Source organism: Streptomyces krungchingensis (assembly GCF_054729265.1).
Genome location: NZ_JBPUKY010000001.1, coordinates 9,263,702 through 9,277,058, shown reverse-complemented (window position 1 = coordinate 9,277,058; position 13,357 = coordinate 9,263,702). Strand labels below are relative to the sequence as shown.

Sequence of the window (13,357 nt, the reverse complement as noted above, 5' to 3'; positions counted from 1 at the left end):
CGGCGCCGCCGTCCCGGCACGCCGCCCCGGTGCCCTGTCGCCGCCACGCTCCGGGTACGGCTGCCGTACCGCAGGAGTTGAAGCACCCTCGGCGAGGGAGGCCGGAGGGCAGTGGCATCATCGGAAGGGAGGGCCGCGCTCGCCGCGACCGGCCGGACCTCACGGAGGCGTTGATGCACACCGCCGCACTGCCCTACGTCGATGAGCACGCGACCGTCGTCGACGCGGAGACCGACGCCGTCTGGCGCGGACTCGACGCCGTGCTGAGCCGGACGTTCTCCCGTCCGGGGGCCGCCGGATACGCGAAGCTCGTGCGCTGCGCCGACAGCACCTCCCGCGGACCGCGCCCCCTCGCCGAGGGCTCGGCGTTCCCCGGCTTCCGGGTGGTCGCCGCGGTGCCGGGGCGCGAACTCGTGCTCGCCGGCCGCCATCGCTTCTCCTCGTACGCCCTGATCTTCCGCCTGGAGGACGCCGGCCCCGGACGGTCACGGCTGAGGGCCGAGACGCGGGCCGCGTTCCCCGGACTCGCCGGCGGGCTGTACCGACGGCTCGTCGTGGGGACCGGCGGCCATGCGGTGGGGGTGCGGCGCCTGCTCTCGGCCGTCCGCCACCGCTCGGAATGAGACGCCGGGGAATCCGCGCCCTCCCCGTCGCCGCCGGCCAACTGCGCACCGGTGTGGACGTGTTCGGCGGCCGCTCGCCGTCCGGGGCGCCGGGGGGCCGCTGCCGGGTGGACTGTCAGTGGCGCGTCGTAGTGTCCCGACCATGAGCATTCCCAGCATCGAGGACTCATGGGCACGGATCGACGCCTGGCTCGCCGCGCACGCCCCGGTGAGCCACGCCCGGCTCCGGCCTCCGGCGTCACAGGCCGACATCGAGGCCGCCCAGCGCACGCTCGATGTCGCGTTCCACCCCGACCTGAAGGCCTCGCTGCGCTGCCACGACGGCGTGGAGCCGGTGGACGGCACCCCCGTCCTCGCGTACTACGGACCGCTGTCCTCCGTCACCGACATCGTCCGCAGCACGGAGTTCCTGCGCGGCATCGGCGCGGACCTCGACGAAGACCTCGCCGAGGACGAGCCGCTCGACGAGGACGACGAGGACTACGACGAGCTGGCGTCGTACTGGCACAAGGACTGGCTGCTCATCACGCTCGGCATCGGCCGGCAGTCCTCCGACGGACTGTTCCTCACCTGTCACGCGGGCGCCCACTGGGGCCGTGTCGGGCGCTATTTCGACGAGGACGCACCGTCGTTCACCTCGTGGCCCAGCCTGCGGCACGTCCTCGCGGACTACGCCGACGCCCTGGAGCGGGGCAGCACGTTCGGCGGCCGCACACCGGTGGTGGCGGACGGCACGCTGCTGTGGGACGACGAGACGTCCGTCGTGCCGCAGCCGCGCTCGCCGCTCGCGCTCGCCGCCGCGGCCGGCGAACCCCGACCGGCGCCGCCCGCGCCCGCCGCGCCTCCCGCGGAGCCCCCGCAGGCGGACGGTCCGCGTCTCGTGTTCGTCCGGGTACGGCAGAGCGAACCGCCCGCGCCACCGCCGTACCAGCCCGACACGATCTTCGTCGAGGGCATCGGCGCGGACCAACTGCTGGAGAGGCTCGGCGCGGTGCCCGGGACGGTCCTCGCCCGCACCCGCGAGCACGCGGAGGAATCCGCCGAGTCCCTCTGGGCGGCGCACCGGCCGCTGGTCCGGGCGGGCACCGCCGGCGCATGGGCGTACGCGGTGCAGGAGGCCGGCGCCGCGCAGTTCGGCCGGCCCGAGGTGCTGCGCCGGGTCTCCGCGCGCACCCGGGCGGTGGCCCTGACGAAGCGGGGCCCGGAGGTGACCGTCACCCTGGCCGAGGACGGCATGGCGCGGCCGAAGGCCCTGCACCACGTCCTGTCGCCCCGCGAGGACCGGGTGGACATCCCCGGCACGGACCAGCCCGCCCGGCGGGTCGGTACCGACCCCTTCCCCGGCTCACAGGCCGCGTACGTCCGGGTACTGGCCGCGCTGGAAGGGGAGTTCGGCATCGTCCACCGGCCCGCCGACGTCGTTGCCGCGGAGCTGACGAGCGCACTGCTGCTGCCGGTGCTCGACGACATGCCCGAGACCGGCAGTCCGGTCACGTTCGTACGGGACTTCGATCTCGCGGCCCTCGTCGGGCGGACGCCCGCGGACCGGCTGCGCGCGGCCTTCGCCGCCCAGTTGGCGCGACTGGCCGCGGAGACCCACATCGACACCTACCCCGAGGTCGCCGACGCGCTGGAGCTGATCGGCCGGGGCGAGCGCGTACCGCTCACGGCGGACGACGCCCTGGACCTGCGTCTGCGCACCCTCGCCGCCGAGGCGTGGGCGGCCCGGCAGTCGGTCCGGCCCTCGTGGCGCGACGACGGATCGCCGCTGTCGCAGGACGACACGAACGCCTGGTGGATACGCCACGGCGCGGCCGGGGCGCTGCGCGCGTTCATCCTGCGACCGGTCCCCGAAGCGGCCGCGAGCATCATCCACCAGCGGACGACGGCGCATTGGAGGTCCGAACTCGCCGAGGACCTGGCCTCCTCGTGAGACGCGGCCGTGGTCGTCCCGCGGCAGCCGGACAGGGGGTCCGGTGAGCGGCGAACGCCGCTCCCGGCCGGGTGCCCGACCACCCGGCTCCGCGGCCGGTCCGTACTGCTGACCGAATCGCGCACGATGGCCGCCCGTGTCGGCTACATTCGGGATTCCTCGGCACCGGCGCCTGGGTGAGGCCACGTCGAGGAGAATTGCGGAGCGGCGAAATGCACCAGTCCGAAGTTTCTCCACCGGCCACGGCATTGATGCAGGGGGGACTCGCCGACAGTCTCTTCGACACGGCACGCCGTACGCCCGGCCTGCTGCAGATCGCGCGGCGCGCCGACTCGGCGTCCGGCGCGCAGTGGATCCCGTTCACCGCCGCCGAACTGCGCGACGAGGTCGTCGACCTCGCCCGTGGGCTCGTCACGTCCGGTATCCGTCCGGGCGACCGCGTGGCCATCATGGCGCGCACACGGTACGAGTGGACGGTGCTCAGCTTCGCGCTCTGGTCGGTGGGCGCCGAGATCGTGCCGATCTACCCGACCTCGTCGCACGAACAGGTCGCGTGGATCCTCAAGGACGCCCACTGCGTCGCCGTGGTCGTCGAGGACGAGCAGGGCGTCATGACGGTCGGCTCCGCGTGCGCGTCGCTCCCGTTCCTGCGCCATGTCTGGCAGTTGGACACCGGGGCGCTGGCGCAGCTCGCCGAGCGGGGCCAGGCGATACCGGCGACGACGGTCGACTCGCTCCGCCGGATCGTGCTGCCCGACTCGACCGCCGTGATCGCCTACACCTCGGGCACGACGGGACACGCCAAGGGCTGCGCCCTGACCCACCGCAGCCTGGCCAGCCCCTGCGACACACTCCTCGCGGGCTGGGGACACACGGCCGCTCCTCCCGGGGAACAGCCCGCCATCCTCGCCTTCCTGCCCTTCTCCCATGTGTACGGGCTGATGATCCAGGGGCTGTGTCTGCGCGGCGGCATCATGATGGGCCACGAGCCGGACCTGCACGAGGAGGCGCTCTCCGCCGCCCTCCTGTCCTTCAGGCCGACCTATCTGTACGCCGTCCCGTTCGTGTTCGAGAAGATCTTCAAGAACTTCCTGCGGACCGCCCAGCAGGCCGGCCGCGGCGCGCTGTTCGAGCGTGCCGTGCGCACCGCACAGGACTTCGCGCACGCCGAGGAGCGGCACCGGCTGGGCACGGGGCCCGGCCCCGGATTCGACCTGCGGCTGCAGCACTCCCTCTACGAGAAGACGGTGTACCGCAAGATGCGTGCCGCGCTCGGCGGACGCGTCTGCGGCGCGGTGTCGGGAGGCTCCCCCCTCAACCGCGAACTCGCCCTCTTCTACGCGGGGATCGGCATCTTCGTGCACGACGGATACGGGCTCACCGAGACCAGCGGCGGCATCACGGCCCAGCCGGTGGGACGGGAGAAGTTCGGCACGGTGGGACGCCCGATGCCGGGGGTGGAGGTCCAGGTCGCGGACGACGGGGAGATCCTCGTGTGGGGGCCTTCGGTGTTCCAGGGGTACATCAACGATCCGCACGCCACGCAGGCCTCGTTCCGCAACGGCTGGCTCGCCACGGGGGACATCGGCCGGATCGACGACGAGGGGTATCTGACCATCACCGGCCGCAAGAAGGACGTCATCATCACCAGCGGCGGGAAGAGCGTCGCGCCCGCCGCGCTGGAGGAGCGTCTCCGGGTCCACCCGCTCATCCACCAGGCCGTGGTCGTGGGGGACAACCGGCCCTGTGTCGGAGCCCTGATCACCCTGGACCCCGAATTCGTGGCGCACTGGCGGGGATCCCGGGCCGGGAGTGAGCCCTCGGCCCGGGACGCCCGCGAGGAGAACGAGCTCCGGGAGGAAGTCAGACGCGCGGTCGCGGCGGCCAACACCACCGTGTCCCGCTCGGAGTCCATTCGGGTGTTCCGCGTCCTCCCGGAGCCCTTCGACCTGGCCAACGGGCTGCTGACGCCGTCGATGAAACTGCGTCGCGACGCGATCGTCAGCCGCTTCGCCGCCGAGATCGACGCGATGTATCAGACGTCGTCGCGGGTTCCGCGGGAGTACGACTCGACCGAGCCGTCGATCTGGGAGGACTCGGACAACGTGTTCCGGTGAACCCGGAAGGGGCGGGCCCGGTCGCGGCCCGGGAGGTACGTGCCGCCCAGGAGGGACCTCAGAGGCGTCACTCGGCTCCTGACTGCCGGCTGCTTGGTGATCTGGTTCATGCGTACACCTTGCGCGATGCGCGTCACCGCAACCAGATCACTCCTGAGCGGGGGAACACCGGTCCTGGTACCAGAAACACCAGCCTCGCCGGGAATACGCGCCTCACGGGCCGCATCGGTCTCGCAGGCCCGGACTCGGCCAAGTGGCTGTCGGGGCCCGGACTCGGCCAAGTCGCAGCCGGGGCACGGAGCACAGGCTAACCGCTGCTCGTCCCCGGGCCCAAGGGGGGACGCTCCCGTTCCGGGCGCGGGCGGGACGCCCTCCGTCACCCGACGGCGACGCCGCCTGCGCGCGGACGTCCGCGCAGCCATGTCCACAGGGCCACCGAGCTCACCGCCGCGAACGCGCACCACGTCGAGACGAACTCCAGCCGCCACAGCGCCCAGCAGATCACCGCGCCGACGGCGACCACGGCGCCGAGCCGCAGCAGCCCGCGGTCCCCGGACACCAGCAGCGCGCCGACGGTGGCGACGAGATAGCCCGCGACGACGAGTTCCGCGTGGGGCAGGTGCACGGAGTACCCGACGGTGTGGCCACGGATCTCGGCCGTCACCGGCCGGGTGGCGAGGGCATGGGCGAGAACCACCGCCGTCGCCACTCCCGCCGCGAGCGGGACGGCCGCCCGTGGCCGGGCCTCGCGCGGCACCGCGCACACCACACCCAGCGGCACCCAGACCGCGAGCAGGGGAAGGGCCATCACGGCCCAGGCGAGTGCGGCGGGACCGCTTCCCCCTCCCGAGTCCCAGACCACGGACTCGACGATCTGATGGGCACCGAGCAGCAACGGCAGTGCCGCCAGCGGAAGATCGCCCCAGCGGCGCACCCGCGCCACGCACGCCACCCCCACGGCCGCCACACCGGTGCCCGCCACCAGGTCGGCCGTCGCACTCCAGCACATCGCGCCATCCCGGGTCCGTCGACATGAACCTGCCCACCGCACCCCAACGCTACGGGGCCGCGCGACGATGCCCACCGCGGACACGGAAGCCGCCGTACGGCCGAATGCTCCCCGCCTGCTCCGTACGGCGGGTCGGCACGGCCGTCCCCTGGCATGCTGCCCCCATGTCGACTCCCATGCAGCCGAGTCCACCCGTCACCGCGGACGGCCCCGCCCCCCGGGTCGAGGGCCTGCTCGTGCAGGCACGCCGGCTCGGCGTGGAGGTGCGCGGGGCGGGGCGTGTGCTGCACGACGTGTCGTGCGACGCGGCACCCGGACGGCTCACCGTGATCGCCGGCAGCAGCGGAGCGGGCAAGACGGTCCTGCTGCAGGCGCTCGCGGGACTGCGTGTCCCCGCCGACGGCGAGGTGCTGCACGACGGAGCGCGGCCCGGCCCGCCGGGGCCGGAGTTCGGGTTCGTGCCGCAGGAGGACATCATCCACCTGGACCTGCCGCTGCACCGCACACTGGCGTACGCGGCGGGCCTGCGCCTGCCCGCCGGTACGCCCGCCGAGGCGGTCGCCGCGCGGGTGGACGCGGTCCTGGAGACCCTGGGGCTCTCCCACCGGGCCGCGACCACGGTACGCGCGCTCAGCGGAGGAGAGCGCAAACGGGCCTGTGTGGCGGTCGAGTTGCTCACCCGGCCCCGGGTGCTCTTCCTCGACGAGCCGACGTCGGGCCTGGACCCGGTGACCGGGGCGGCGCTGCTGCGGACGCTGCGGGAGCTGGCCGAGGGCGGCACCACCGTGGTGCTCACCTCGCACGTCCCGGCCGATCTGCTCCGCTGCGACCACGTGGTGCTCCTCTCGCCCGGCGGCGAGGTGGCCTGCTCGGGCCCGCCGGGCTCCCTGTGCGAGGCGTTCGGCGTCGGGACGGTCGAGGACGTGTACGAGGCCGTGGCGGCCGGCGCGCGTGCCGAACCCGGCGTGCTCGGGGCGGTGCCGGCTCCCCGGCCCGACTCGGTGCCGGCTCCCGGAAAGCCGGGACGGATCGGGGCCGTACGCCAGTGGGCCCTGCTGACCTGCCGCGGTACGGCGCTGCTGCTGCACAACCGGCTCTCCGTCGCCGTACTGGCCGGTTCACCGGTGATGATCGTGGCGATGTTCGCGGTGCTGTTCCGCGCGGGCGCGTTCGACCCCGCGGCGCCGGACCCGGGCTCGACCGCGATGATCATGTTCTGGATCGCGTTCGGCGCGTTCTTCTTCGGGCTGACCTACGGGCTGCTCCAGATCTGCACCGAGCTGCCCGTACTGCGGCGCGAATGGCTGGCGGGCCTGCGCATCGGACCGTACGTCGCCTCCAAACTCACCACCATGCTCCCGGTGCTCGCCGCCGCGGACGCGCTGCTGCTCGTCGTGCTGCGCGCGCTGGACCGGCTGCCCCCGGCCGGCTGGGGCACCTACGGTTCGCTGTTCGTGTCGAGTCTGCTCGCGTCGGCGGCGGCGCTCGCGCTGGGACTGCTGGCGTCGGCGGCGGTGTCGGAGCCCGGTCAGGCCACGCTCATGCTGCCCCTGCTCTGCTTCCCCCAGGTGCTGTTCTCCGGAGCGTTCGTGCCGGTGCCCCGGATGGCCGCCGCCGGGGAGGCGATCAGCTGGGCGATGACCAACCGGTGGGCGTTCGAGGCCCTGGGCAGCGGGGTCGGCCTGGAGGCCCTGTGGCGCGGCGGCGGCTCCCCTCTCGGCCCGCCCCTGCTGGCCTCGTACGGGGACTCGTTCGCCCACCCGGCGAGCCGGGGCTGGCTGATCCTGGCGGGCTTCACGCTGGTGTTCATGGCGGTGACGTGGGCCGTGCTGGTGCGCAAGTGCCGTGAGGGAACGGCCCGGAGCCGCGACGGGCGCTGACGGGGTCCCGGTACGCGAGGCGCGGACTCCCGCCTCAGCAGCCCACCCGCGCGGCCAGCCCCGCGACCCCCGGCACCCGGTCCCGGTACGTCTCCGTCACGAAGTCCAGGAACGTCTCGATGTCCCTGGGCTGCGACGACACGCCCAGGGAGACCCGGACGGCGCCGGCCGTCGGCAGGCCGAGCAGGTCCAGGTAGTCCTCCAGCGAGCCGAGCCGCCGGCGGGCGGCCGAGCGCAGCCGGCGGAGCGGCAGGGCGAACGCCGCCTCCCCGGCACCCGGGTTGCAGAAACAGCCGGTGCGCAGGGAGATGCCGCGGGCGGCGCTGTCGCGGGTGACGATGCGTTCGTCGACGATCCGGCCGTCCGCCCCGAGCAGGTTCAGCGCGACCGTTCCACCGCGGGCCGCCACGCTCTCGGGGCCGTACACGCGGACCATCGGGGAGCCGTCGCTGTGCCGCAGCCCGCGCAGGCCGGCCAGCAGCCGGCCGGTCAGGGCGGTGACGTGGGCGTGCACACGGTCCATGCCGATGCGGTCGATCCACTCCAGCCCGGCCGTCACGTCGGGGATGGCGAGGAAGTTCACCGTGCCGTCCTCGAAGGCCGCCTCGTCGTCGGCGAGGACGTGCCACTGCGCCTGGGCGCTGACCGCGTAGATGGTGCCGCCGGAGAACCAGGGGCGGTGGAGCCGGGCGAGCGCCTCCCGGCGGGCGATCAGACTGCCGACACCGGTGGGATGCCCGAAGACCTTGTACCAGCTGACCACCGTGAAGTCCGGACGGAACCGGGCCAGGTCGAGGGTGTTGGCCGGGACGAAGGCGGCCGCGTCCAGGAGGACGTCGTAACCGCGCTCCTGGGCTCGTTCGATCCACTCCAGGGGATGCTGCACCCCGTTGAAGTTGCTCTGCGCCGGGTACGCGAACAGGCCGCGCGGGCGGGTGCCCTCCGCCCCGCCCCGCAGCGGCGGGCGCCGCCGGGTCCCGGCGCGTTCCCGCGACGGGCGGAGCCTGCCGGACGGTAAGCCGAGCCCGCGCCCCGCGGACAGGGCGGCCCGCATCCGCTTCTCGTCGAGCTGCATGCCGGGCCCGCTCACCGGCACGTACGTCGTCGCCGCGCCGCGCGCCCGCGCGTACTCCCGCAGCCCGTTCACCGAGTTGTGGTTGTCCAGCGACATCACGAGTCTGCTGCCGCGCGCGAAGGGATACGCCTCGCCGACCAGCCGCAGGGCCCCCGTCGCGTTGGGCGTGAAGATCACCGCGTACTCGGCGGGATCGGCGTTGAAGTGCCGCAGCACCGCTCGTCGGGCCTCGGCCAGCAGCCGGCCGGAGGCGCGCGAGGCCGGGCTCTCCGAATGCGGGTTGCCGAACAGCCCTCCGGTGATCCGCCGCGCGCTTCCCGTCACGACCGAACGCGGCGGGAGCCCGGCACCCGTGTGGTCGAGGTAGGTGTGCCCGCCTTCGTCGAGATAGCCGAACTCGCGCTCCCGCAGCCGGGCGAAGGTGCCGCTGCCGTCGTCGCCGGAGGCGGTCGTGGTGTCCGTGGTGCCCGGTGCGCGGCCGGGGCCGTCCCCGGCGTCATGTGTCCGTTCCGGGGTTCCCCCGGCGCCCGGTATGTGGCTGCTGGTCCGTGACTCTTCCATGTGTCCCCCTCGGTCAGGCCGGTCGGACGCGTGCCGCGGCCCGGCACCGCGTAAGGCTTCACCCAAGGTATGCGTGCGCGCCCGGTCCGGCTCTGTGCCACGGCGCGCAGGCGTGGTTGGGTGGGCCCGGTCATACCGCCCGACACGCAGGAGAACACCTCAGCCATGAGCAGCCCGTACACCTACGAGTACAAGGTCGTCACCTTCCGTGAGTCGCTGATCGGTGACGCGCTGGACAGCGACAAGCTGGAGAAGGTCCTGAACAAGCACGCCGGGGACGGGTGGGCGCTCAAGGCGATCACCTCCGCCGACGTCAAGGGCCGGATAGGTCCCGGCGCGGTCGAGGGGCTGCTCCTGACCTTCGAGCGGCCCCGCGGATAACGCCGCGTGGTGCGCGTGGAGCCGAGGCGGGGGATGCTGGAGTCGATGGGACAGCGGATCCGCAGGTGCTACTGACACAGTCGAGGCCTTCCGCGCGGAAGGCCTCTCACGGCTGGGCTGACGCCGCACGGCGCACCGAAGGCCTCGGCCGGCGCAGGCCGGGGACTTCGGCCCACGTGTGCCGGGGCCTCGGCCGGCACCGCCCGCGACCGCTGCCGGCCAGTGAGGTCAGGACGGTACGGCATGAAGAGCGACGGAACACTCAAGCGTGAGGTCGTCACCAGTCGGTCGGTGTTCGGCGCACCGTGCTGGGTCAGCCTGACCACACGCGATCTGCGGGCCGCCGAAGCCTTCTACCATGCCGTGCTGGGCTGGGAGTGGCGCTCCGGTACCCGGATGGGCGATCAGTACCGGGTGGCCCGGGTGAACGGGATTCCCGTGGCGGGCGTCTCCGAGGTCGACTTCGTGGCGAAGACGGCCGTCGCGTGGATCCCGTACTTCGCCGTGTCGAGCGCGGACGAGACGGTCTCCCGCAGCCAGGAACGCGGGGGTACGACCGCGGTGGGGCCGATCTCGCTGCCGCCCGGGCGGGCCGCGCTGCTGGCGGACCGGGACGGGGCGGTCTTCGGCATCTGGGAGGGCGAGCTCGTCTCGGGCTGGGAGGCCTGGCGCCACGCGGCTCCGGCCTTCGTACGGCTGCACACCAGGGACGCCTTCGACGCCGCGATCTTCTACGGGGAAGTACTGGGCTGGGCGTCCGCCTCCCCGGGTTGCTGCGAGGTCGACTACGAGGAGAACGAGGTCGTGCTGCGCAGTCGCGGCGACATCGTGGCGCGGATCCACTCGGGGGCGGTGGGCGCCGCACCCGATCCCACCATCCGGCCGCACTGGCAGATCCACTTCGCGGTCTCCGACGTGGAGGCGTGCGCGCGGGCGGCACGTGCCAACGGAGGCACGGCCCACCAGCAGGGCCTCGGCTCGACGGAGGCGGTCCTCACCGACCCGGACGGCGCGCACTTCACGGTGACGTTGCGGGGCAACGTCTAAGGGTTCGTCTAAGGGCTGTCCCGTGATCCCCGGTGGATCGGCGCGCGGCGTCGGATGCGGTGCATCGCGAGGCGGTGGGGGTCTCCCCGCCGACGTCAGGGGGCGGTCGTCCTCGTACCGGGCGTATGCGGGCGGCCCTCCGACGCGGCGAGGTGCCGTAGCTGTCGTCGTGCGCCCGCCGGGGATCACGGGACAGCCCTGAGGAGGTCGTGGCCTGCCGCGAGGGGTTCAGGCCCCGGCCGCCAGCGCCTCGCCGAGCGTGGTGCGCGCGTAGAGGACGTAGTAGCCCCGGCGGTGCGGCACCACGAGTCCCGCCTCCCGCAGGACCGACAGGTGGGCGGAGACGGACGAGGGCGCCAGCCCGTGCCGCCCGGCGAGGTCCGTCGTCGAGGCGGGCGTGGCGAGCCCGGCGAGGATCGCCGCCCGGTGCGGTCCCAGCAGCCGGGCCAGGGCGCGTGGTGCCTCGACGCCCGCCGGTCCGGGACCGGCCGCGCCGCGTGCCGGATAGATCACCGTGGGCTGCCAGGGCCGGGCGAAGCCGCTCACCACGTCGGGGCGCACGAACACGCTCGGCATCAGCAGGACGCCGCGGCCGTCGGCCCCCTGTGCCTCCGCGTGATCCGGGTAGGTGCGCAGCGTGAGGGTGTCGTCGGCCCAGCCGATCTCCGGGTGCAGGTCGCCGAAGAGCGCTTCGAGGCCGCCGTCGGCCCATTGCCGGGTGCGGTGGGCGATGTCGGCCTCCAGGAGGGCGCGGTGGCGTGCCCAGTGCGGTGCGAGCAGCGCCTGCCAGGCCCGTTCGGTGAGGTCGGCGAGCCGGCGTACGGCCGCCGCCGGGTCGTCCAGCGCCGCGCGTCCGTACGGGGTGCGGGCCGCGCCCGGCGTGCAGGCGAGGGACCGCGCCAGCTCCGTACGGGCCATGGCCGGGTCGGTGGCCCGCATCCGCGCCAGTTCCTCCTCGATGGACCCGTCCGGTGCCTCGGGCGGCGGTCCGAGGAAGTCCGGGGTGTAGCCGCCCTTGCGGGGGAAGTAGAGCCACAGCTCGGACAGGTCCAGGCCGGCGACGACGCCCCGTGCGCGCCGGAGCCAGTCCCGGTGGAAGGCGTGCCGCGCCGGCCGCCGCAGCAGGCGGAGCGCCTCATGGGTCTGGCAGAGCGGGGACACCGCGAACCGGCACCGGGTGAGGTCGTCGGTGCCCAGGCGCAGGGTCAACGGCAAGGGGGCCTCCCGTGTACCGGTGAGCCCCCTCGGCGGGGCTCGCGGATGCTTCGGCCGCCGTCCACGCGTGCGGCCCGCCCGCGCCCGGGGGAAGCGGGAGGCCGCATCCGGAAGAGGCGACACGGCGGCCTCCGGCAGGAGCGATTCGGCTGCACCCGAAACAGTAGAGGGCCGTGCGAGCGGCCCGCACGCTTGCCCTGGCCGCAACGGCCCCGGTCCTCGGCAGTCTCCCGCAGAAAGGCCCGTGGATGGCGAGCGCACGTCCCACCCCCCGGCGCAGGTCCGTCGTCGTCGCGGCGCTCATGCTGGCCGCCTTCACCTTCAACACCACGGAGAACCTGCCGGTCGGGCTGCTGACCCTCATCTCGGAGGACCTGCGGGTGCCGGCGGCGTCCGTCGGGCTGCTGGTCACCGGCTACGGACTGACCGTGGCCGTCGTCTCGCTGCCCGTCGCGCTCGCCACCCGTTCGCTGCCGCGCCGTCACGTGCTCGCGGGCCTGCTCGGGCTGCTCGTGCTGGCCAGCTGGGTGTCGGCGCTCGGTGCCGTCTCGTACGGAGTCCTGCTCACGGCCCGGGTCGCGACCGCGCTCGCCCAGGCGCTGTTCTGGGCGGTGATGGGCCCCGTCGCGGTGGGACTGTTCCCGCCGGAGCGGCGCGGCCGCGTCATCGGGCTGCTGTCCGTCGGCGGGTCCCTGGCCACCGTCCTCGGGGTTCCGGCGGGCACCTGGCTCGGCGGGCACAGCGGCTGGCGCGTGCCTTTCCTGGTCCTCGGCGCCCTCGGTCTCGCCTCGCTGGTGGCGATCGCCGTCGCGCTGCCCACCTCGCGCCCGGAGGAGGGGCACGCAGCGTACGGAGCCGCTCCCGACGCCCGGCGGTTCGCCGTGGTGCTGGCGACCACGGCGCTCTCCGTCACCGGGGCCTTCGCGGGCTTCACCTACGTCGCGGTCTTCCTGGACGACGTGGCCGGCTTCCCGGAGGGCTCGGTGGGCGCGCTGCTGCTGGTGTTCGGGGCGGCCGGGATCGTGGGGGTGACGGCGGCGGGGCCGCTGCTCGACCACTTCCCGCGCGCCACGCTGACCGTGCCGGTGGCGGCCCAGGCCGCGGCGCTGCTGGGCCTGTACGCGGGAGGCGGGCACAGCCGGGCGGTGACGGTCGGCATGCTGATGCTGCTCGGCGCGTCGGTGGGCCCCGCGTTCATGGCCACGCAGAGTCAGGTGCTGCGGTACGCGCCCGGGCGTACCGAACTCGCGCTGGCCGCGAACTCGGCCGCGTTCAACGCGGGCGTCGCCGCGGGCGCGCTGGCCGGCGGCGCCCTCCTCCCCCATGTCGGGGTGCGCGGAACGTTCCTGGTCGGCGGGGTGCTGACGCTCCTGGCACTCACGGTGCTGACGTGGCCGGTGCGGGCCCCTCACGACGGGTCCGCCGCCTCCACGGCGCGACGGAATCCGCGGATCGGGCTCCAATAGAGGGTGACGGGACACCACCGGTACGACACGGGCCGCCGCACCCGTCGGTC

The 13,357-nt window shown here is 74.0% G+C and carries 10 protein-coding genes; 7 read left to right on the top strand and 3 right to left on the bottom strand.

What is annotated here, in order from left to right; genetic code table 11:
* The first annotated feature begins 173 nt into the window (after window positions 1-173).
* The 3 genes from ACSYGO_RS40235 (at window position 174) to ACSYGO_RS40225 (ending at window position 4,673) form a co-directional block, all read left to right on the top strand.
* Entirely contained in the window at window positions 174-623 is a 450-nt protein-coding gene (locus tag ACSYGO_RS40235) for a hypothetical protein (RefSeq protein WP_426676509.1), read from the top strand.
* 142 nt (window positions 624-765) lie between these two features.
* Complete coding sequence (locus tag ACSYGO_RS40230) at window positions 766-2,556, top strand: SMI1/KNR4 family protein (protein WP_460389604.1); 1,791 nt, start codon at window positions 766-768, stop codon at window positions 2,554-2,556.
* 212 nt (window positions 2,557-2,768) lie between these two features.
* Complete coding sequence (locus tag ACSYGO_RS40225) at window positions 2,769-4,673, top strand: AMP-dependent synthetase/ligase (RefSeq protein WP_426676511.1); 1,905 nt, start codon at window positions 2,769-2,771, stop codon at window positions 4,671-4,673.
* Between the two features lie 376 nt (window positions 4,674-5,049).
* Here ACSYGO_RS40225 and ACSYGO_RS40220 read toward each other — a convergent pair whose 3' ends face one another.
* Window positions 5,050-5,682, bottom strand: a complete 633-nt coding sequence (locus ACSYGO_RS40220; RefSeq protein WP_426676512.1) for a DUF6629 family protein — start codon at window positions 5,680-5,682, stop codon at window positions 5,050-5,052.
* Window positions 5,683-5,846: 164 nt separating this feature from the next.
* Between ACSYGO_RS40220 and ACSYGO_RS40215 the strand changes: the two genes are divergently transcribed.
* Window positions 5,847-7,562 (top strand): ATP-binding cassette domain-containing protein, encoded by a 1,716-nt coding sequence (locus tag ACSYGO_RS40215; protein WP_460389603.1) that lies wholly within the window; start codon window positions 5,847-5,849, stop codon window positions 7,560-7,562.
* Between the two features lie 34 nt (window positions 7,563-7,596).
* Here ACSYGO_RS40215 and ACSYGO_RS40210 read toward each other — a convergent pair whose 3' ends face one another.
* Complete coding sequence (locus ACSYGO_RS40210; protein ID WP_432173243.1) at window positions 7,597-9,198, bottom strand: aminotransferase class V-fold PLP-dependent enzyme; 1,602 nt, start codon at window positions 9,196-9,198, stop codon at window positions 7,597-7,599.
* Window positions 9,199-9,363: 165 nt separating this feature from the next.
* On the opposite strand from ACSYGO_RS40210, the gene ACSYGO_RS40205 reads away from it, so the two are divergent.
* Together ACSYGO_RS40205 and ACSYGO_RS40200 are read left to right on the top strand one after the other, a co-directional pair.
* Window positions 9,364-9,579, top strand: a complete 216-nt coding sequence (locus ACSYGO_RS40205; protein ID WP_028804134.1) for a DUF4177 domain-containing protein — start codon at window positions 9,364-9,366, stop codon at window positions 9,577-9,579.
* Between the two features lie 243 nt (window positions 9,580-9,822).
* Entirely contained in the window at window positions 9,823-10,626 is an 804-nt protein-coding gene (locus ACSYGO_RS40200; protein ID WP_426676515.1) for a VOC family protein, read from the top strand.
* Between the two features lie 228 nt (window positions 10,627-10,854).
* On the opposite strand, the gene ACSYGO_RS40195 is transcribed toward ACSYGO_RS40200, so the two are convergent.
* A complete protein-coding gene (locus ACSYGO_RS40195; RefSeq protein ID WP_460389602.1) occupies window positions 10,855-11,841 on the bottom strand; it encodes an ArsR/SmtB family transcription factor in 987 nt (328 codons plus the stop codon).
* A gap of 248 nt (window positions 11,842-12,089) precedes the next feature.
* On the opposite strand from ACSYGO_RS40195, the gene ACSYGO_RS40190 reads away from it, so the two are divergent.
* On the top strand, window positions 12,090-13,307 hold the full coding sequence (locus ACSYGO_RS40190) for an MFS transporter (RefSeq protein ID WP_460389601.1): 1,218 nt from the start codon (window positions 12,090-12,092) through the stop codon (window positions 13,305-13,307).
* Window positions 13,308-13,357 lie beyond the last annotated feature (50 nt).